The sequence below is a fragment of the Luteibacter jiangsuensis genome, assembly GCF_011742555.1.
GTDB classification, from domain to species: domain Bacteria; phylum Pseudomonadota; class Gammaproteobacteria; order Xanthomonadales; family Rhodanobacteraceae; genus Luteibacter; species Luteibacter jiangsuensis.
On the sequence record NZ_JAAQQR010000003.1, the window covers coordinates 603,809 to 624,887 of the forward strand.

The following is a 21,079-nucleotide window of genomic DNA, read 5'->3' on the forward strand; positions in this document are numbered from 1 at the left end:
CGTGTTCTTCCGGCATACCGCTCTGGCCGCCGCCCTCGGCATGGCCCTCGTTTCCGTCGTGCACGCCACGGACACCGATACCACGTCGCCCGCGGCCAATGCGCCGGTGGCGAATCGTGAAAAGGCCCAGGACCTCGACGCGGTCTCCGTGATCGGCACGGGCGAAACGCGCCAGGTGCAGCGTCTGCGGCCGGCCGAGCAGAAGGTGCTGCCGCCCGGTACGAGCTTGCAGAAGGTGCTGAACACGCTGCCCGGCGTGAACGCGCAGTCCGTGGACGCGCTGGGTACCAACGAGCAGTCGATGACGCTCAGCCTTCGCGGTTTCAGCGGTACCCGTCTCGGTTACACGCTCGACGGCATGCCGCTCGGCGACAGCGCCTACAACAACTACAACGGGCTCTCGATCAATCGCGCGCTGATCTCGGAGAACTTCGGCGGTGCTGAGCTTTCCGAGGGCATCGGCAATCTCGGTACCCCGTCGACCAGCAACCTCGGCGGAACGATCGCCTACACGTCGAGCGACCCGCTGAAAACCATGGGTGGACGTGTGGCCCAGACATTCGGCAGCGACCACAACCGTCGCACCTACGCGCGCTTCGACACCGGCGATTACCACTGGTTCTCGATGTACCTCTCCGGCGCCCGTACGGAATCCGATCTGTTCAATCACCAGGATGCGTACAACCAGTCGACGACGAAGCAGTTCAACGGCAAGGCCGTATGGGACTTCGACTGGGCGCGCATCACCGGCTTCGCGGACACGTCGCGCACCACGCAGGCCGACTACTTCTACCTGTCGAAAAGCGAACTCGCTCGCGGCCTCGGTTGGGACTGGGGCGGCTACGCGCCGGACTGGCAACGTGCGATCGGCAAGGCGTACTGCAACAGCGGCACGTTCAACGCCCGGCTGTGCGATCGCAGTGGTCCGGACACCGACGCGGACGGCGCGTTCACGGCCGGGCAGATCCTGCGCGATGACGATCTTTACTACCTCGCGGGCGACTTCTTCCCGAGCGACGCGGTAACGATCCATGCGCAGGCTTACCATCACGAGGACGCCGGCGAAGGCCACAACTGGAATAGCGGTACGTATTCGTACCCTGGCACGGCCCGGCAGCTACCGATTATCTTTCGCAATACCCTCTACACGATCAATCGCTCCGGCGCGATCCTGTCGGCCTCGTGGGACATCGCCAACCACCACGTCGAAGGTGGCGTCTGGTACGAACATAATGTGTCGAGCGCATCGCGCTACAGCAGCTACGTGACCGGTCCGCGCGACCTCAGTGGTCGCATCGACGAGACGCCGGACCTCGGCGTGTTCGACCAGCGCACGGTGTGGAACACACGTCAGGCGTTTCTGCAGGACACGATCCGCTTCCTCGACGACGCGCTGGTCGTCGACGTCGGTGTGAAGAGCCCGCACGCGACCTCGCAGGCAACCGCGCTTCCGGGCGTGGCGGTGAAGCCGATCAGCCCTACGTCGAACAACCAGTTCGCCAGCGGCAAGCTCAGCGCCAGCAAGGCGCTGCTGCCCCAGTTCGGCGCCCGTTACAAGCTCGCCGAGGGGCAGGAGGTGTTCGCGAGCTTCGCGAAGAACATCGCCATGTTCCAGGGCGGATTCAAGCTCGGTCCCCAGGCGGTGAGCCAGGCGATCTGGAACGCGCAGGGCGACCTGAAGCCCGAGAAGTCGCGCAGCCTCGAGGCCGGATACCGCGTCGAGAGCGGCCCGCTGGCCGCGTCGCTCGCGGCGTACAAGGTGCGCTTCGACAATCGCCTGCTGCAGTACAACCCATGCGATTCGCGCCAACCTGTCGGGCCGTCCTGCGGTAACCGCTTCTACAACGTGGGCGGCGTGGACAGCCATGGCGTGGAACTGACCTTCGTCTGGACGCCCGATGAACATCTCCGCTGGTACAACTCGGCGTCCCTGAATCGCTCGACGTATGCCAGCGACTACGTGCAGGCCGGCGTGGTTCAGCACACGAAGGGACGGATCCAGACCGACACGCCGAAGAAGCTCTTCGCGACGCAGATCGACTGGACGCAGGGCGCGTGGTTCGCATCGCTGCGCGGAAAGTACACGGGCGAACGCTTCTACACGTACACCAACGACCGGGGCTTCGGCGGCTTCACCGTGTGGGACCTTTCGGGCGGATACGACTTCGGTGCGATGTCGTTCGCCAGCGACGTTCGCCTGTCGCTCAACGTGACGAACCTTGGCGACAAGCGCTACGCCAGCAACTTCGATTCCAGCGCCTTCGTACCGGCGGACCCGAACGGGACGGCCTATGTGTTCCATGCGTCCGCGCCGCGGCAGTATTTCGCCACGCTGGACGTGCGCTTCTGATGCGCCGCGCGGTCGCGGGGCTGGCCGTCGTCATCCTGTCGTCGCAGGTGGCGGCGCAATCCGTCGCGATCCGCGCGCCCGACATCGCGACCGCGCCGCTGCCGCGATCGATCCAGAGCGATGGCCGGACTTACGTCGACCAGGGCCTTGTCGCCAGTGGCTCCCTGTCCGCCGGCACCGTCGATTTCCTGGGCGACACGCTGGGTTCGTTCTCGTCGCTCTCGATCGAGCCTGGCACGTGGCGGCGCGACGGCGACGCGTATACCGGCATTCTGTGGACGCTACCGGACCGCGGGCGCAACGATCCGGAACATCAGGTGTTCTTCGACTACCGCGCACGGATGCATCGCTTTCGCTTGCGCATGGTTCCCGGAAAGGGCACGTCGATCGCCGGCACCGTCACGTTCATACCCGATGGCGGCCGCGTGCTCGCCGACTTTCGCGGCAAACCCTTCACCGGCGCCGACCCCGGCCCCGGCGTGCTCACGCAACATGGCATCGTGCTGCCGTCGCCGAAGAGGGGGACGGGTGCCGGCAAGGTCTCCCTCGATGCCGAGTCGCTCCAGTTCACGCGCGACGGCGGTTTCTACATCGGGGACGAGTACGCGGCGAACGTCTACCGCTTCGATCGCGGCGGTCGTCTCACGGGCGTGATCGAGCCGCCGCGCGCCGTGCGGCCGCTCGACACCCGCGGCGCGCCCGACTTCACCTCGCTGCGCCCGCCCGCCAGCGGCCGCCGCAACAATCAGGGCGTGGAGGGCATGGCGCTCTCCCCGGACGGCACGCGGTTGTTCGTGGTGCTGCAGAGCGCGCTGGTGCAGGACAGCCGTGGCGAAGACGGCGCGGGTCGTACACCGACGCGCGTGCTTGTCTACGACGTGAGCCGTAACGCGACGCCCAGTCGGCCCGTGGCCCACTTCGTCGTGGATCTGCCGGCATACGACGCGAAGGGAAAGGGCGGCGTGCCCGATCGCACGGCCGCGCAAAGCGAGATCCGTGTGCTCGACGATCACCGGTTCCTGATGCTCGCGCGCGACGCCGCGGGCCGCGGCGCGGAGAGCGATCGTCCCATCGTCTACAAGAGCGTGCTGCTCGTCGACACGACAGGCGCGACGAACCTAGCCGGCACGGCCTACGAGACCGCAACCACCTCGGTGCGCGAGGCGTCGGGTGCGCTGCGCATGGCGATCCGCCCCGCGACCTGGCAGCCGCTGGTCAACCTTCTTAACCCCGCCGACCTGGCACGCGCTGGGCTATCGCTGGCGCCGGGCGCGACGCAGCTGTCCGAGAAATGGGAAGCCATGGACCTCGTTCCCGCGCTCGACGACGGCCATCCCGACGACTGGTTCCTGCTCGTCGGTAACGACAACGACTTCGTCGCCAGACACTGCGTCATGGATGGCGAGCGCTGCGACTCGGCCATCGACAACGACAACCGCATCCTCGTGTTCCGGCTCACCCTGCCGGACATGCGTTCCACGACCGCCTCCCACCACCACTGAAGGCTAACGCGCATGATGAAACGTACGGTTCTCTCGCTGGTTTCCGCCTCGCTGCTGTTCGGCGCCGTCGCTGCGCATGCCAACACGCCGGCCTACGTCGACAGCAAGGAATACAAGGTGCTCCTGGACGCGTCGCGTTTCGCGACGAATCCCTCGACCGCCGCGGCGCAGCTGCTGAAGGATCTGTCCACGCGCCTCGCCGCGCTGAAGTTCGACAAGATGGTCACCGGCAGCTTCAGCGCGGGTGACCGTGACACACTGGCCTACTACGACACAGCGCACAGCTGCTCGCTCTACGGGCGCGGCTATACCGTGCGTACCCGCGCCGGCGACCATTCGGACATCCAGTTCAAGTTCCGTCATCCGGACGAAGAACTCTCGTACTGGACCGACGTCTCCGGCGCGGGCAAGAACAAGGACACGAAATTCGAGACGGACGTGACGCCGGGCAACCTGGTGCTCGCGCATTCGACGAAGCAGAACTTCACCACGACGCCGGCCACGGTGTCGGCGCTCATCTCGCAGTTCCCCGGCGCGTCCGCGCTGTCCGACATCTCTAGCGCCAGCCTGTCGGCGGTCGGTGGCGTCACCGTGACGCAGCAGGAGTACGGCGGCCCCGTGTCGGACATCGGCCAGTCGGTTGCCGAGTTCACGCTGACGCTGTGGTACGTGAACAACGCCGCCACGCCGTCGCTCGCCGAACTCTCGTTCCGCGTCGAAGCCGACGAAGACAGCTATTTCACCACGCCGGTGCTCACGCGCTCGCAAACGCTCAACAAGGCGATCGGCTCGATCGGCAACAACTGGAACATCGCCAACGATGGGGGCAAGACGAGCTGGCTCTACGCCTATCGCTCGGCGGCGTACCCGAACGGTTTCTGCAACTGAGCCATTGATGCATTGGCGAGCATAGCCGCAATGTAGGAGCGCGCCCTGCGCGCGACATGTTTTGGTGCCGTTACCTGGAGCTGGCGCGCCAGCTTGCGGACTGAGGCGAAAAACTGTCGTACCCGACGCGGGCATAAACGCGCAGGGCGCGCTCCTACGTGTCCTTACAGCGGCTCCAGCCAGCCCCAGCGATCGGCGGTCTTGCCGTTGAACAGACCGAAGAACAGTTCCTGCAGGCGGCGGGTGATCGGGCCGGCCTTGCCCGTGCCGATCTTCTTGCCGTCCACCGAGCGGATCGGCGTGACTTCCGCCGCCGTGCCGCACATCAGGATCTCGTCGGCGAGGTAGAGGTACTCGCGCGGCAGGTCGCGCTCGACCACTTCGATGCCCTCTTCCTGCGCAAGGGTCATCAGCGTGTGGCGGGTGATGCCGGTGAGGATCGACGCACTGGCCGGCGTGGTGTGCAAGGCGCCGTCGAACACGAGGAACAGGTTCTCGCCCGCACCCTCGCTGAGAAGGCCCGTGGACGCCAGGGCGATGCCTTCGCCGAAGCCGAGACGGCGCGCTTCACGCGCGATGAGCTGGCCGGAGAGGTAGTTGCCGCCGGCCTTGGCGCCTGCCGGAATGGTGTTGGGCGCGAAACGCTGCCAGCTCGACACGCAGGCGTCGATGCCGTTCTCGAGTGCCTCGGGGCCGAGGTACGGGCCCATGGGCCAGCTGGCCACGGCCACGTCGGTGGGGCACTCGGCGGAGAGGCCGAAACCGCCCAGGCCGCGGAAGGCTACCGGACGCAGGTAGGCGGCCTTCAGGTCGTTCTTTTTCACCACCTGGCGGCAGGCTTCCGCGAGCTCTTCCACCGAATAGGGAATCTCGATGTCGTAGATCTTGGCCGACAGATAGAGACGCTTCAGGTGGTCGGTGAGGCGGAAGATCGCGGCGCCATCGGGCGTTTCATAGCTGCGGATGCCTTCGAACACCGACGAACCATAGTGCAGCGCATGCGCCATCACGTGGACGGTGGCATCGCGCCACGGCTTGATCTGGCCGTTCTGCCAGATCCATTCGGGGTAGTTCTGAGACATGGGATCGCTCCGGAGGGGACCGCCCATGATAACGGGTGGCGCACCCGCCCACATGGCGCGATGCGTCAGTGCGCGGCCGGATGGGCCTCGGGAAGGCGCACCGCTCCGACAGAGCCGGCGCGTGCGCTTTGTGTGGGAGCCGCTTCAGCGGCGATTTCCGCGGCAGCGGGCCCGGCCGCCTCAGCCCGGTGGCCGCAACCAGAGGCAGCCGGAGTCGCGCACCACGGAAAAATGCGCGCGACGGGTCGTCGCGCCGTCGCCGCCGGGGGCCGAGGTCACCGCGTCGATGCCGGAACCCTCGTCGCCTTCAAGGGACACCAGCGGACGGCGGACCAGGGATTCCATGGTGCGCAGGTTCTCCACGGCCCCGGCGCTACCGTAGCCGGACCAAAGGATGAGCCCGCCCACGCGGTTGGCGCTCCGGGCGGCGAACGCCTCGGCGAGGCCGCCGCGAAGCTCGGCCATGTCCTTCGCACAGAGGAGGCCCGCGGAAGGGCCGTCCGACGACGACGTACTCGCGGACGGCGCGGGCAACAGCGACGTGGCGCCGACGCTCGCGCAGGGCTGGTCGCTGTAGACGGGCCGCCCGTCCGTGCCGACGCAGCGGTGGATCGCGGTCTGCGCCGCGGCGGGCAGGGCGACGAAAAGCAGGAGCAGCAGGACGATGGCACGGATCACGGCACGGAACGCGGTGGCGGACGGTGCGTCATCATCCCCGTCCGCCCTTCAGCGAAGGGTGACGGCGCGCACGTTACCGCGCGGCGAGTCGCTCCAGCACCGAGGCGGTCGCCCGCGCGCGGTTGATCGTATAGAAGTGCAGGCCGGGCGCGCCGCCGTCCAGCAGGCGGCGGCAAAGCTCCGCCACCACGTCGGCGCCCAGCTCGCGCACGGCGGCCGCGTCGTCGCCATGCGCCTGCATGCGCTTCACGATCCAGCGGGGAATCTCCGCGCCGCACTGGTCCGAGAACCGGCGCAACTGGCTGAAATTCGCGATCGGCATGATGCCCGGCACCACCGGCACATTCACGCCGAGCTTCGCCACGTCGTCGACGAAGCGGAAATAGGCGTCCGGGTTGAAGAAATACTGGGTGATCGCGCCATTGGCGCCGGCGTCGACCTTGGCCTTGAAGTGGCGAAGGTCGGCCAGGGCGTTCTCCGCCTGCGGGTGCGTCTCCGGATAGGCGGCCACTTCGATGTGGAAGTGATCGCCGCTGTGCTCGCGGATGAAGGCCACCAGTTCGGCGGCATAGCGGAAGTCGCCGGGGCTGGCCATGCCGGAGGGCAGGTCGCCGCGAAGGGCCACGATACGGCGGCAACCGGACGCCTTGTACGTGTCCAGCAGGGCACCGATCTCCGCCCGGGTGCCGCCCATGCACGACAGATGCGGTGCCACCGAGAGCGCATGCTCCGCCCGCAGCCGGCGCACGGTTTCGTCGGTATAGCTGAGCGTCGACCCGCCCGCGCCGAAGGTCACGGACACGTAGTCCGGCGCATGCGCCTTGAGACGGCTCACGGCGGCATCGAGCTGCTCGCGCTGCTCGTCGGTTTTCGGCGGGAAGAATTCGAAGCTGATGGCGGGCATGGGCGACCTCGGCAAGATGGCCGCAGTATAGATATCTTTCTATCCAGATGGAAAGATGGCTAAGAGTCGTGTGCGCATCACAGCGAGCGCCCCATGCTCGCCTGCGCCTGCTGCGCGCGCGTCTCCTCCATGATCTGCGCCTGCCGCTGGTCGTGCTGCTGGATCTGCTCGATGGCCTGTTCGGGTAAGGGCGGCTCTTTTTCCAGATCGATCAGGGCCGGCCGGGTCCGGACGCCGGTCCCGATGAACTCGATCGTCATCCGGTCCTCGTCCAGGCGCACGTCGAAAAGGTTGTCGGCCGTGATCCGGCTGGCATGGCAGGCGGCGGTAAATTCCAGCAGGCGGTCTTCCGAGGCATCCGGAACGCATCGCTCCAGCTCCTTGTAGAGCCCGTGCTGGGGATGGTCCGCATGGCGCGGATCGTTCCGGCCGATGTTCGATGACGTGGGAAGGTTCGCAGGCGAGGAGTCCAGGTCCACTTCTTGCGCCACGTCGTGCGACAGGGTCCGACGTTGTGCGAAGTCGTGCATGGCGGTCGACCACCTGTCGGCGCTGTGTGCCATCGTCGTGTTCATCGACGCGACGACGGACACCTCGCTGCGCCTTTCCGCCCGGTCGAACGGCGCTTCGATGGCCGTGAGCGTGGCGCCGTCCTTGCTGAGTTCGATGCGATCGATGCGCTCAAGGCCGTCGGAGCGGGCGGCGACGACGAGGGCGGCGCTGAGGTTGTCGCTGCGCTGGTCGGGCGTTCGGTTGACCTGCCGGTCGAGGTCGTACACATGCGTCTGGGCGTCGAGATACATGCGGTGATCGGGGTGGCTCGGGTCGTCGAGCCGGATGACGGGTACCACGGGCGGTGGTGGCGCCGGCGGTGTCGGTGCAGGACCGGGCATCGCGGGTGCTTCGACGGTTCGCGCCACCTCGGCGGTATCCGGCAGTTGTGGCAGTGCTTCGGGTGGTTCCGGGGTGACGCGCTGCCAGTCGAACCGGCTGGCCAGAGAGGGATCCACCGGCTCGGCATCGCGGCAGATATCGACGATCTTGCAATTCGCCAACTCGTCGCGAAGATTGCGCTGGCCGTCCTTGTCCATGCGCAAGCCGAAGGCGGCGGTGACGCCGTCTGCCTGGAAGATGGTGAACTGCGCCGGATCCGGCGGCACCTCTCGATGCGTGAACAGCGGCCGATCGGTCAGCGCGTTCAGATAGTCGGCCATGCCGTTGAAGGCCAGGGTTTCGAGCCCCGCGTCGTCGTTGCCGCCGCCGACATTGGAATGGCCGCCGGGGAGGGTGGCACTTAAGAAACGGCCGTCGTCGGACCAATCCGGATCGAGGATGGTCTGGTGCGGGAACAACTCGCGCTGCTCGTCGCGGGCAATCTGCGAGAAGCCCGACAGCACGGACTTCGGCAGGCGCGCGTCGTAGTTCTTCGGAAGATTCGTACCGACCGGATCGAACAGTCCGACGGCCTGGGCCACTTCGCCCGGCGGGACGAGGGTGCTCGGCGACTTCACGGTGAGGTTGCCGTGGGCGTCACGCCCGAACTTCAAACCTTCCGGATGGGCGATACCGAACTGATCGACCAGACGCGCCAACCCGGGTACGAGGACGGCGCCTCGGCTGTAGCCGACGCCGACGACGCGAATCTGCGCCTCCGGGTCCTCGTGCTTCCATTGTTCTGCCGCCCTGGAAAGGTCCCGGTAGACCTTACGGATCTTGTCGTCCCACGTGTAAGGGATGGCGCCATCGATGGCGCGGGCGAACGGATTCTTCTGTGTACCAATCCCTTCGGCATAGCCTACGCGGACTCGATTACTGTGCTCATCAGCAAGTTCGTCGGCTTGCTTCTTCAACTCGCCGATGTTCGTTAGTAATCGATCGTTGTAGGCACTCTGTCCTGTGCCATCGAACAGGGCGATGAACAGGTACTCGTGCGGCCGGTCACGGTGCTGCAGCACCGGCACGGTCTGTTTCGCCTGCTGTTCGCGCATCCGCTCATAGGCGTCCAGATCGCTGGCGCTTGCAGGGCGAGTCGTGCCGCCCGAAAGAAGTTGCCCCATGGGTCACGCTCCGTGTGTTTCAGTACTGGTAGGTCTCAGCGAGGATCAGTTCATCTCGCGAATTGCTATAGGGATTGCTCGGTTTCTGGAAATGCTTCGTCGGGACATAGGTGCGCATGTAGACCCGAATCGTCCGGTCGTTGATCTCCAGCAGTATCTGTGGGTCGACAGTGAGTTCCCCATCGGGAAGGTCGAGTACCTCTTCCCTAGGGACGTTATGCCTGGCAATCTCGTCGCGAAAGATCGCGCCGATATCGATATGAGCTTGATGTTCGGTGCCGTCCATGGAACGCCATGTCACTTCCGCCGGTTCGGGAAAATTGGCAATCCCGACATGGCCGCCGAGAAGGTGATCGAGATACTTCGGCCCATATTTGGATGAAGGCGGCGTCGGTTTATCGCGGATCGACCACGCGCCTGCATACCAGACCTTGCACATTTGCGTGCTGTAACAGACCACCCTGAAGGAATGGTCCTTGAACTTCAACGGCCATTTGGGCGGTTGAAGATTGAGTTCCGCACGCACCGCGGGGTCGATATAGCGCTCTTCGCTTAGCGTCTGTGCAGACGACGCGCAAGTGGTAAAGCTGGAAGATCCCACAGCGATCAGCGCCGCCATGGCAAGTTCGCGAGGTTTCATGTCTTCCCATTCCTTTTCGGGTTTCTGTTGAGGCGCGGGGCGTGGCGGTGGCCCCAACTCTCGCCGCACCTGCTCGTTGATGATCGCCACGTCGCGCAGCAGCTGCATGTCGTGCAGCGGGTCGCGCGTCGCGAGCTTGTGAACAGGGATGAGCGACGATGGACGCGCGCCTTCGTCACCGAAGTCGTCTTCCGATGTCATGATTTCTCCATTGCGCCGATCCAATCGCCTTCCATGGATGCATAGCGAGCCTTCCTTGCGTGGGCGGGAGGATGCTCAAGTAAGTGGCAGAGCATGGCAATAGTTCATTGCCGACGCGGGCTGTAGGCCGCATTCCGCAAGGGCTTGCTAGTGACCGCCAGCTTTGCGTCTGCCGCCGGCCCTTCAGATGTTTCGGGGCGACGAAACGAAAGAAGGCGCCCGAAGGCGCCTTCCGTCATCACTGCTTAGCGGTGATGTCGATCAGTAACGATAGTGGTCGGCCTTGTACGGCCCTTCCACCGGCACGCCGATGTAGTCGGCCTGTTCCTTCGTGAGCACGGTGAGCTTCACGCCGATCTGTTCGAGGTGCAGGCGGGCCACTTCCTCGTCCAGCTTCTTCGGCAGGCGGTACACCGTCTTCTCGTAGGTGTCCTTGTTCTTCCACAGGTCGATCTGCGCCAGCGTCTGGTTCGAGAAGCTGTTCGACATGACGAAGCTCGGATGGCCGTGGGCGCAGCCGAGGTTCACCAGGCGGCCCTCGGCCAGCATGTAGATGCTGTGGCCGGTGGCGCCGAAGGTGTAACGGTCGACCTGCGGCTTGATGGTCTCGCGGGTGACGTCCTTCGCGGTGTTCAGGCGATCCATCTGGATCTCGTTGTCGAAGTGGCCGATGTTGCAGACCAGGGCGTTGTTCTTCATCTTCGCCATGTGTTCCAGCGTGATGATGTCCTTGTTGCCCGTGGTGGTGACATAGATGTCGCCGATGCCGAGGGTGTCTTCCACCGTAGTGACCTGGAAGCCTTCCATCGCGGCCTGCAGGGCGTTGATCGGATCGATCTCGGTCACGATGACGCGTGCGCCGAAGCCCTTGAGCGAATGCGCGCAACCCTTGCCCACGTCGCCGTAGCCGCAGACCACGGCCACCTTGCCGGCCACCATGAGGTCGGTGGCGCGCTTGATGCCGTCGGCCAGCGATTCGCGGCAGCCGTAGAGGTTGTCGAACTTGCTCTTGGTGACCGAGTCGTTGACGTTGATGGCCGGCACCAGCAGCTTGCCGGCTTCGGCGAGCTGGTAGAGGCGGTGCACGCCGGTGGTGGTTTCTTCGGACACGCCGCGCCATTCGGCGGCGATCTTCTTGAACCAGCCCGGACGCGCCGCGGCGGTCTTCTTCACGAGGTCCTTGATGACCTGTTCTTCGTGGTTGCCGCTCGGGGTGTTGACCCAGTCGCTGCCGTCTTCGAGTTCCACACCCTTATGGATGAAGAGGGTGGCGTCGCCACCGTCGTCGACGATCAGCTGCGGGCCCAGCTCGCCCGGGTGCGTGAGCATGTCGAGCGTGCATTCCCAGTATTCCTCCAGCGATTCGCCCTTCCAGGCGAATACCGGCAGGCCGCCGGCGGCCAGCGCCGCGGCCACGTCGTCCTGGGTGGAGAAGATGTTGCAGGAAGCCCAGCGCACGGAGGCGCCCAGCTCGCGCAGGGTCTCGGCGAGCACGGCGGTTTCCTTGGTAACGTGCAGCGAGCCCGAGAGGCGCACGCCCTTGAGCGGCTTCTCGTTAGCGTAGCGGGCGCGGATCTGCATCAGGCCGGGCATTTCCTCTTCCGCCATGCGGATGCGGCGGCGGCCGAGGTCGGCCTGGGAAATGTCGCGGACCTTATAGTCCTGGAAAGAGGTGTCTTTGGTGACGGCGTTCATCTGGCGTAGCTCCGGAGATTCACGGGGGCGCCGTTCGGTGGGACGCCGCGCCGAGCCTGGCCTATGGGGAACCCCATGGTCGCAGCGCCCCTCGGCGGGCAAAACGGTCCCTCGATTATATCGCGGAATCCGGATGCAGGGATGAACGGCATTTTTCGGTACTCTCGGGGTTCCCGCCAGACACGAGAGCCCGATGGAAGCCGCACGCGACCCCGAATTCCTTCCCCACGACGGCCCCTTGCGCGACGACGTTCGCCGGCTGGGCGCCCTGGTCGGCCAGATGCTCGCGGAGCAGGGCGGGCAGGCCTTTTTCGAGCGGGTGGAGCAGGTGCGCACCGCGGCCATCCGCCGTCGGCGCAGCGGCGAGTCGGTCGATGCCCTGGCCGAGACCCTGACCGGCCTCGACGCCGCGGATGCCGAAGCCCTGGCCCGCGCCTTTGCCACCTACTTCCAGGCCGTGAACACCGCCGAGCGCGTGCACCGCATCCGCCGCCGGCGCGATTACCAGCGTGAAGGCCGCGCCCCGCAGCCCGAGTCGCTGGCCGCCGTGCTGGCGCAGCTGAAGAAGGACGGGGTGGACCGCAACGAGCTGACCCGGCTGCTCGGCCATCTGGACGTGGAGCCGGTGTTCACTGCCCATCCCACCGAGGCCGTGCGTCGCTCCCTGCTCGAAAAGGAACAGGAGATCGTGCGCGCGCTCGTCGACGAATTCGACCCGACCCGCACGCCCCAGGAGCTGCGCGACGACGATGCCCGCATCCTCATGGCGCTTTCCGCCGGATGGCAGACGGCCGAGGCATCGCCGGTGCGGCCGAGCGTGCAGGACGAGTTCGAGCACGTCGGCTTCTACATCGCCCGGCCGCTGTATCGTGTGCTGCCCGCGCTTTACGAAGCTCTGGAACAGGCGCTTGCCGACACCTTCGGCGAAGGCATTGCCGTGCCGCGCGTGCTGCGTTTTGCCACCTGGGTGGGCGGCGACATGGACGGCAACCCGAACGTCAACGCCGACACCATCGCGGCGACGCTGTCGGCGCAACGCTCGCTCGTGCTCGAACGCTATATCGAGGACGTCGGCGCACTGGGCCGCCTGCTCAGCCAGACGGAAGATCGCGTGAAGCTGGGCGACGGCTTCCGCGCACGCCTCCAGGCGTACCGCGACAGATTCCCCGAGGCGGCCGCGCGAATCCGGCCGCGGCACGCCGACATGCCCTACCGCGCGTTCCTCACCTTCGTCGCCGAGCGGCTGGATGCCACATTGCACGAGCGGGACGGTCGTTACGGCGCCGCCGACGAGTTCATCGACGATATCGTCCTGATCGAAACGAGTCTGCTGGAGCATGGCGGAAAGCACGCGGGCGCGTATGCCGTCGGCCGCCTGCTGTGGCGCGCACGCACGTTCGGGTTCCACCTCGCACGGCTGGATGTGCGCCAGGACGCGCGCCTGCATGACGAAGCCTTGTCCGCGCTGCTGGGCGACGGCGAATGGGCGAATCGCGACGCGACGACGCGCGCCGGCAGCCTGCGCCCTTATGCGGCGGGTGAGCGCAGCTTCGTCGCCGGTTCCGGCGACGAGAACGTGACGATGCTGCGCGACGTGTTCGCCACCCTGGCCGACTCGCGCAAGCGCTACGGCAACGAAGCCACGGGCCTGTACATCATCAGCATGGCCGAAACGGCGGCCGACGTGCTCGCCGTGCTGGCGCTCGCGCGCCATGGCGGCCTGGTGAACGAGGGCATCGTGCCTCTGGACGTCGCGCCGCTGTTCGAGACCATCGACGATCTCGCCGGTGGCGCGGAAACGCTGCGCACACTACTCGACGATCCTGTCTATCGCGCCCACCTCAAGGCACGCGGCGACCGCCAGTGGGTGATGCTCGGTTATTCCGACAGCGGCAAGGATGGCGGCACCGTGGCCTCCAAGTGGAGCCTGCAACGCGCGCAGGTGGAACTGCTGGACGTGGCGAAGCAGGCCGGCATCCGCATCGCCTTCTTCCATGGCCGCGGCGGCTCGGCCAGCCGCGGCGGCTCGCGTATCACGCCCGCGCTCATGGCCTCGCCGCGCGGTTCCGTCGCGGGCATCCTGCGCGTCACGGAGCAGGGCGAAGTGATCCATCGCAAGTACGGCATCCGCGCCCTCGCCGTGCGCAACCTCGAGCAGACGCTGGGTGCCGTCATGCGCGCTTCGTTGCGGCCGCGCGACAGCGAGGCGCGCGAAGAGGCCTGGAAAGACACGATGGCGCGGCTGTCGGACGCGAGCCGCAAGGCCTACCGGGCCTTCGTCGACAAGGAAGGCTTCGTGGACTACTTCCGTGGCGCCACGCCGATCGACGTCATCGAACGCATGACGCTCGGCTCGCGTCCGGCGCGCCGGCGCAGCATGAAGGGCGTCGAAGATCTGCGCGCCATCCCATGGGTGTTCTCGTGGACGCAGTGTCGCGCGGTGCTCACGGGGTGGTACGGGCTGGGCTCGGCGCTCGACAGCATTGCGAAGGAATGCGGCGACGAGGCCCTCGTTGGCATGGCACGGGACTGGCCGTTCTTCGCGACGATGCTCGACGACGTGGAAATGGTGCTGGCCAAGGCCGACATCGACATCGCGGAGGCGTTCTCCAGGCTTGCGGGACCGTTGCACGATCGCTTCTTCCCGATGCTGCGCGACGAGTTCGAGCGAACGGTGCGATGGGTATCGAAGCTAAAGGGCGACAAGGAACTGCTGGCCGGCGACCCGCGTCTGGCGACGTCGATCCGCCTGCGCAACCCGTACGTGGACCCGATGAGCCTGTTGCAGGTGGATCTGTTGCGCCGCTGGCGCGCCACCGGCGGCAAGGACGATACCTTGCTCAAGGCGCTGGTGGCTTGCGTGAATGGCGTGTCGCAGGGGTTGCAGAATACGGGTTGAAGCACCAGCCTTGCAGGAACCGGCCATCCTTTTGTGGGAGCCGGCTATGCCGGCGATCCCGCGGCAGCGGCATGCTTGCCGCAGGCATCCATCGCCGCTGAAGCGGCTCCCACACAAAGCTCGAAAAACCTCTGTGCTTGGAGATCCTCTGTGGGAGCCGGCTATGCCGGCGATCCCGCGGCAGCGGCACGCTTGCCGCAGGCATCCATCGCCGCTGAAGCGGCTCCCACACAAAGCTCGAAAAACCTCTGTGCTTGGAGATCCTCTGTGGGAGCCGGCTATGCCGGCGATCCCGCGGCAGCGGCACGCTTGCCGCAAGCATCCATCGCCGCTGAAGCGGCTCCCACACAAAGCCTCAGCCCTCCAGCTCTTCCCAACGCGCGAACGCCGCTTCCAGTTCCGCCTGCAGTTTCGCCAGTTCCTCGTTGCCGCGCGTGATCGTGGCCGCGTCCTGCTGGTAGTACTTCGGATCGTTCATCGCTTCGGTGCGTTTCGCGATCTCCGCTTCCAGCTGCTCGAGCTTCGCGGGCAGGAGGTCGAGTTCGCGCTGTTCCTTGAAGGACAGCTTGCGCTTCGGCGTGGCCGGCGGGGTCGCGGCACCGGTCGTCGCTGTCCCTGAGGATGGCGACGGAGCGGCTGGGCTCACCACGGGTGCCGACGCGCCTTTCGTCGCCGCGGGCTTCGCGCCGTTCGCGGCGGGACGCTGCCGCAGCCAGTCGCTGTAGCCGCCGATGTATTCGCCGACGAGGCCATCGCCTTCGAGCACCAGCGTGCTGGTGACCACGTTGTCGATGAAGTCGCGATCGTGCGACACCAGCAGCAGCGTGCCGGTGTACTCGTTGAGCAGTTCCTCGAGCAGTTCCAGTGTCTCGACGTCGAGATCGTTCGTCGGTTCGTCCATCACCAGCAGGTTGGACGGCTGCGCGAACAGCTTCGCCAGCAGCAGGCGGTTTCTTTCGCCGCCCGAGAGCCGCGTGATCGGTGCGCGCGCCCGCTCCGGCGAGAACAGGAAGTCCTGCAGGTAGCCGATGATGTGCTTGCGCTGGCCGTTCAGCTCGATGTACTCGCGGCCCTCGGCCACGTTGTCCAGCGCGTTCATGCGGTCGTCCAGCACGGAGCGGTGCTGGTCGAAGTAGGCCACTTCCAGGCCCGTGCCGAGCGTGACCTCGCCTTGCTGCGGCTTCAGTTCGCCGAGCAGGGTCTTCAGCAGCGTGGACTTGCCCGCGCCGTTCGGACCCATGATGCCCACGCGATCGCCGCGCATGATGGTGGTCGATACGTCGTCGAGCAGCGTGCGCCCGCCATAGACCTGCGTGATGTGCTTTGCCTCGATCACCTTGCGCCCCGACGCCTGCGCCGTGGCCAGGGTGATGCGTGCGTTGCCGGACTGCTCGCGACGCTCCGCGCGCTCCCGGCGCATCGCCTTCAACGCGCGCACACGACCTTCGTTGCGCGTGCGCCGCGCCTTGATGCCCTGGCGGATCCACACTTCTTCCTGCGCAAGCTTCCGGTCGAAATGGGCATTCGCCTGGGCTTCGGCGTGCAGGCGCTCTTCGCGGCGGCGCAGGTAGTTGTCGTAATCGCCCGGCCAGCTGGTAACGGTGCCGCGGTCGATCTCCACGATGCGCGTGGCCAGCGAACGCAGGAAGCTGCGGTCGTGGGTGATGAACACGATGCTGCCGGCGAAGCTCTTCAGGAAGCCTTCCAGCCAGGCGATGGCCTCGATGTCGAGATGGTTCGTGGGCTCGTCGAGTAACAGCAGGTTCGGGTCGCGCACCAGCGCCTGGCCGAGCAGCACGCGGCGTTTCATACCGCCGGAGAGTTCCGAGAAATCGGTATGCGCCGGCAGTTCCAGGCGCTCGATGACCTGCTGCACGCGCGAATCGAGATCCCACGCGTTCTGCGCCTCGATCTGCGCCTGCACGTCGCCGAGTCCGTCCATGTCGCCCGCGTCGAGCAGGTGGTGGTAGCGGGCCAGGAGGTGGCCCAGCTCCCCGAGCCCGTCGGCCACCACGTCGAACACGCTGCCTTGCGTGTCCTGCGGCACTTCCTGGGTCAGCCGCGCGATGCGCGTGCCGCCCTGCAACCGGATCTCGCCGTCGTCGGGATGCAGTTCGCCGGCGATGAGTTTCAGCAGCGTGGACTTGCCGGCACCGTTACGGCCGACGATGCAGACGCGCTCGCCGGTATCCAGCGAAAGATCGACCTGTTCGAGCAGGAGCGGGCCGCCGACGCTGTAGTCGACGTTAAGTAATTGGATTAATGACATCCGGGCATTGTAATGCCCACCCGGCCTGTAGGAGCGCGCCCTGCGCGCGACATATTTTGAGGCCGTGACTTGGAGCCGGCGCGCCAACTCGGGGACTGGCCCGAAACGATGTCGTACCCGACGCGGGCATAAACGCGCAGGGCGCGCTCCTACGAAGCGCCCGGCAGGTTCAGACAATATCGATGCGGTACCGCGTGTGCTGGCGCCAGACGGTGCCGGGGCGCAGGATCGCGCCTTCCGCGTCCGGGCCGTTCATCTGGTCGGGAAACGCCTGTGTTTCCAGCGCGAAGCCCGCGAACGGGCCGTACATGTCGCCATGGCGCCCCGGCTGGCCGGTGAGCTTCTGGCCGCTGTAGAACTGCAGCCCCGGGCGGTCGGTTTCCACGGTGAGCCGGCGCCCGCTGGAGGGCTCGGTGACCTCGGCCACCACCCTCGGGAGGGCTCCTGTCTCGCCGCGCGGTACGTAGCAATGGTCGAACCCGCCGACCAGCCGGAGTTGCGGGTCGGGCCAGTGCAGGCGCGAGCCGATCGGCGCCGCCTCCCGGAAGTCGAAGGCCGAGCCGGCGACCACCTGCCTTCCCACGGGAATGGCGCCCGCGTCGATGGCGAGGAAAGCATCGGCGTCGATCCGGATCACGTGATCGCGAATATCCGGCCGCCGGTCGTTGAGGTTGAAGTACGGATGGGCAGTGAGGCTGAGTGGCGTCGGCGCGTCGCTGGTGGCGGTATAGCGCAGGTCGAGGGTGCCGTCGTCCTCCAGGCGCAGGCGCAGTTCGACGCGAACCTCGCCCGGGAATCCGCCATCGCCTTCCGGCGACACCAGCCGGAGCAGAAGGCCGCCGTTATCCGGGTCCACGTCCCAGCGCTGCCGGTGGAAGCCGTCGTTGCCGCCGTGCAGGTGGTTGCCGCCATCATTGCGGTCCACCCGGTAGTCGATGCCGTCGAGGCGGAACCTGCCGCCCCGGATGCGGTTGGCCCAGCGTCCCACGATACCGCCCATGTAGGCATTGGAATCCAGATACTGCTGCGCGGTGGCATGGCCCAGCAGCACTTCGCCCAGGCGCCCCTGCCGGTCGGGCACCTGCCAGGAGAGAAGGGTGCCGCCGAGGTCGCTGATCTCCACCTGCGCGCCGCCGGCGTTTCTCAGTGTCCAGCGGTGCAAGGGGCGGCCGTCGGGCAAGTGGCCCCAGGCGGTGGCGTGCGATACGGGCATGGAGCGTTCCTGGCGGGCGACGATCATGTCGCCCCCGCCGTTCGATGAAGGTCGAGGTACTGTCGCGGCGTGCAATCGTACTCGCGACGGAATACCGCATACATGTACTGAAGCGACGTGAAGCCGCAGCGCAGCGCGATGTCGGCCAGCGGCGTGTCGGAATTCGCGATCAGGTCGCAGGCGGCATCGAGCTTGTGCTTCAGGATCACCTGGTGAACCGTCTGCTTCAGTTCGCGCTTGAAATGTTCCTCGAGCACCGTGCGGGACACACCCACGTAGTCCGCCACCTGCTCGGTCTTGATGCCCAGGCATCCGTATTGCCGTATGTAGTGGCTGGCGCGCATGACGTGCGGGCTGCGTACCGGGTGGTAACGGCTGGACACCTGCACGTTGATTCCCACAGGCGGCACCAGCACGCGCGTGCCCGAACAGTCCACGCCGCGGAGCATCTGGTGCAGCACGTGGGCGGCGGTGCGGCCCATTTCCTCCGCGCCCTGGATGACCGACGTGAGGGGAATGCGGGTGAGCAGCTGCGCCATCGGGTCATTGTCGATACCCACGATGGCCACCTGCTCGGGCACGGGAATGTCGCCGATCACACAGGCTTGCAGAACCTGCCGCGCACGGGCGTCCGTGGTGGCGATGATGCCGATGGGCTTCGGCAGCGCCGTGAGCCACGCCACCAGTTCTTCCACCGCCTCGCCCCAGCCGCCGGCGCTGGTGGGCGATCCTTCGTAGACCGTGGCCTCCACGCCCTCCGCCTCGACGACGGTCCGGAACGCATGCTCGCGCTCCTGGGCCCAGCGGCTGCCGGGATGCGCCGGGAGGCCGTAGAAGGCGAACCGACCTAGCCCCTGCTCGATGAGGTGATCGTAGGCGAGGCGCACGAGGCGCTCGTTATCCGTGGCGATGTAAGGCACGCCGGCCGGGTACGCGGCAGGGTCGTGATACGAGCCGCCCACCGCCACGACGGGAATGGGCAGGTCGCGAAGGGCTTCCTGCGCTTCCGGGTCGTCGAAGTCGGCGATGACGCCATCGCCCTTGAACTGGTGGATGTCGCGCATGCGGCTGCGGAAATCCTCTTCCATGAAGAGGTCCCATTCCACGCGCGTGCTGTTCAGGTAGTGGCCGATGCCCGCGATGACCTGGCGGTCGTACACCTTGTTGGCGTTGAACAGGAGGGCAATGCGATGCGGGTTGGTCATGGTGTTCCGCCGGGACAACTCATCGTTGCCACGCTAGCTTAGGTTGCGGGATGCGTCCATGACGCAGCGCGGCATCGAAAAAGACCTCGCGGGCGCCGGAAATCGCAATTGCACGGCATGGGGCTCGCTCGTCACGATCGTGGGAATCCGTTCCCGCGTTGGTCAAGGAAAGCGTCATGTCGTACTTCTCCCATATTCCGAAGATTCGCCACGAAGGCCAGGACAGCGACAACCCGCTGGCCTTCCGGCATTACGATCCCGACAAGCGGGTGCTGGGCAAGCGCATGGAAGACCACCTGCGCCCGGCCACATGTTACTGGCATACCTTCGTGTGGCCGGGTTCGGACGTGTTCGGCGCCGGCACCTTCGGCCGCCCCTGGCAGCAGCCCGGCGACCCGATGGAGCGCGCCCGCGAGAAGGCCGATGCCGCGTTCGACTTCTTCTCCCGGCTCGGTACCCCGTTCTACACCTTCCACGACACCGACGTGGCGCCGGAAGGCGATGGCCTCGCGGACTACCGCAAGAACTTCGCCGCCATGGTGGACGTGCTCGAGCGGAAGCAGGCCGACACGGGCATGCGTCTCCTCTGGGGCACGGCCAACCTGTTCAGCCATCCGCGCTATGCCGCCGGTGCCGCGACCAATCCACAGCCGGAGGTGTTTGCCTATGCCGCGACCCAGGTGCGTCACGCCATGGAAGCCACCCACCGCCTCGGCGGCGCCAACTATGTCCTGTGGGGCGGCCGCGAGGGCTACGACACCCTGCTGAACACCGATCTGAAGCGCGAACGGAACCAACTGGGGCGCTTCTTCCAGATGGTGATCGAGCACAAGCACAAGATCGGCTTCAAGGGCACCATCCTGATCGAGCCCAAGCCGCAGGAGCCCACCAAGCATCAGTACGACTACGACACCGCCACGGTGTACGGCTTCCTGAAGGAGTTCGGGCTCGAGAACGAGGTGAAGACGAACCTCGAAGCGAACCACGCCACCCTCGCGGGGCACTCGTTCCACCACGAAGTGGCCACCTCCATCTCGCTCGGCCTCTTCGGTTCCATCGATGCCAATCGCGGCGATCCGCAGAACGGCTGGGATACCGATCAGTTTCCGAACAGCGTGGAAGAACTCACGCTGGTGACGTACGAGATATTGAAGGCCGGCGGCTTCTCTACCGGCGGCTTCAACTTCGACACCAAGGTGCGCCGGCAGAGCAGTGCGCCGGAAGACCTGTTCCACGGCCATATCGGCGCCATCGACGCGCTCGCGCTCAGCCTCGAACGCGCAGCCAGGATGATCGAGCGCGACGCGCTGGCCGAGTTCAAGGCGAAGCGCTACTCGGGCTGGGACGGCGACTTCGGCAGCAGGATCCTGCAAGGCGGCTTCACCCTGGCCTCGCTCGCCGACGACGCCGTGGCCCGGGACATCCACCCAGATCACATTTCGGGTGGACAGGAGTTGCTCGAAAACATTGTGAACCGCTATATCTACGGCTGAATG

The 21,079-nt window shown here is 66.2% G+C and carries 14 protein-coding genes and 1 riboswitch; of the genes, 5 read left to right on the top strand and 9 right to left on the bottom strand.

Annotated features, from left to right (window positions below; all coding sequences use genetic code 11):
- Positions 1-40 precede the first annotated feature (40 nt).
- From HBF26_RS09585 to HBF26_RS09595, 3 genes are read left to right on the top strand one after another with little or no spacing between them, the layout of a single operon-like run.
- Entirely contained in the window at positions 41-2,350 is a 2,310-nt protein-coding gene (locus HBF26_RS09585) for a TonB-dependent receptor (RefSeq protein ID WP_167125560.1), read from the top strand.
- Positions 2,350-3,852: an esterase-like activity of phytase family protein gene (locus HBF26_RS09590; RefSeq protein ID WP_167125348.1), complete on the top strand. Its 1,503-nt coding sequence runs from the start codon at positions 2,350-2,352 to the stop codon at positions 3,850-3,852. The genes HBF26_RS09585 and HBF26_RS09590 overlap by 1 nt, the downstream gene beginning before the upstream one ends.
- Before the next feature lie 12 nt (positions 3,853-3,864).
- Positions 3,865-4,740 (top strand): hypothetical protein, encoded by an 876-nt coding sequence (locus HBF26_RS09595; protein WP_167125350.1) that lies wholly within the window; start codon positions 3,865-3,867, stop codon positions 4,738-4,740.
- 164 nt (positions 4,741-4,904) lie between these two features.
- On the opposite strand, the gene HBF26_RS09600 is transcribed toward HBF26_RS09595, so the two are convergent.
- From HBF26_RS09600 to ahcY, 6 genes are all read right to left on the bottom strand, one after another.
- Positions 4,905-5,822 (bottom strand): branched-chain amino acid transaminase, encoded by a 918-nt coding sequence (locus HBF26_RS09600; RefSeq protein WP_167125352.1) that lies wholly within the window; start codon positions 5,820-5,822, stop codon positions 4,905-4,907.
- Positions 5,823-6,002: 180 nt separating this feature from the next.
- Complete coding sequence (locus tag HBF26_RS09605) at positions 6,003-6,500, bottom strand: DUF4124 domain-containing protein (protein ID WP_167125354.1); 498 nt, start codon at positions 6,498-6,500, stop codon at positions 6,003-6,005.
- Positions 6,501-6,573: 73 nt separating this feature from the next.
- On the bottom strand, positions 6,574-7,404 hold the full coding sequence (gene metF / locus HBF26_RS09610) for a methylenetetrahydrofolate reductase [NAD(P)H] (protein WP_167125356.1): 831 nt from the start codon (positions 7,402-7,404) through the stop codon (positions 6,574-6,576).
- A gap of 77 nt (positions 7,405-7,481) precedes the next feature.
- On the bottom strand, positions 7,482-9,461 hold the full coding sequence (locus HBF26_RS09615) for a T6SS phospholipase effector Tle1-like catalytic domain-containing protein (protein ID WP_167125358.1): 1,980 nt from the start codon (positions 9,459-9,461) through the stop codon (positions 7,482-7,484).
- 19 nt (positions 9,462-9,480) lie between these two features.
- On the bottom strand, positions 9,481-10,302 hold the full coding sequence (locus HBF26_RS09620) for a hypothetical protein (protein ID WP_167124426.1): 822 nt from the start codon (positions 10,300-10,302) through the stop codon (positions 9,481-9,483).
- Between the two features lie 261 nt (positions 10,303-10,563).
- The gene (gene ahcY / locus HBF26_RS09625; protein WP_167125360.1) at positions 10,564-11,997 is read right to left on the bottom strand and encodes an adenosylhomocysteinase; all 1,434 of its coding nucleotides are present in this window, start codon (positions 11,995-11,997) and stop codon (positions 10,564-10,566) included.
- Between the two features lie 18 nt (positions 11,998-12,015).
- Positions 12,016-12,096: riboswitch (S-adenosyl-L-homocysteine riboswitch) on the bottom strand.
- Between the two features lie 94 nt (positions 12,097-12,190).
- On the opposite strand from ahcY, the gene ppc reads away from it, so the two are divergent.
- On the top strand, positions 12,191-14,896 hold the full coding sequence (ppc, locus tag HBF26_RS09630) for a phosphoenolpyruvate carboxylase (protein ID WP_167125362.1): 2,706 nt from the start codon (positions 12,191-12,193) through the stop codon (positions 14,894-14,896).
- Positions 14,897-15,251: 355 nt separating this feature from the next.
- On the opposite strand, the gene HBF26_RS09635 is transcribed toward ppc, so the two are convergent.
- The 3 genes from HBF26_RS09635 to HBF26_RS09645 all read right to left on the bottom strand — a co-directional run bounded on the left by HBF26_RS09635 (position 15,252) and on the right by HBF26_RS09645 (position 19,583).
- Entirely contained in the window at positions 15,252-17,165 is a 1,914-nt protein-coding gene (locus HBF26_RS09635) for an ATP-binding cassette domain-containing protein (RefSeq protein ID WP_167125364.1), read from the bottom strand.
- A gap of 169 nt (positions 17,166-17,334) precedes the next feature.
- A complete protein-coding gene (locus HBF26_RS09640; RefSeq protein ID WP_167125366.1) occupies positions 17,335-18,405 on the bottom strand; it encodes an aldose epimerase family protein in 1,071 nt (356 codons plus the stop codon).
- Positions 18,402-19,583: a XylR family transcriptional regulator gene (locus HBF26_RS09645; RefSeq protein ID WP_167125368.1), complete on the bottom strand. Its 1,182-nt coding sequence runs from the start codon at positions 19,581-19,583 to the stop codon at positions 18,402-18,404. Before HBF26_RS09645 ends, HBF26_RS09640 begins: the two co-directional genes overlap by 4 nt.
- 176 nt (positions 19,584-19,759) lie before the next feature.
- Here HBF26_RS09645 and xylA point away from each other — a divergent pair, with 176 nt between their 5' ends.
- Complete coding sequence (gene xylA, locus HBF26_RS09650) at positions 19,760-21,076, top strand: xylose isomerase (RefSeq protein ID WP_167125370.1); 1,317 nt, start codon at positions 19,760-19,762, stop codon at positions 21,074-21,076.
- Positions 21,077-21,079 lie beyond the last annotated feature (3 nt).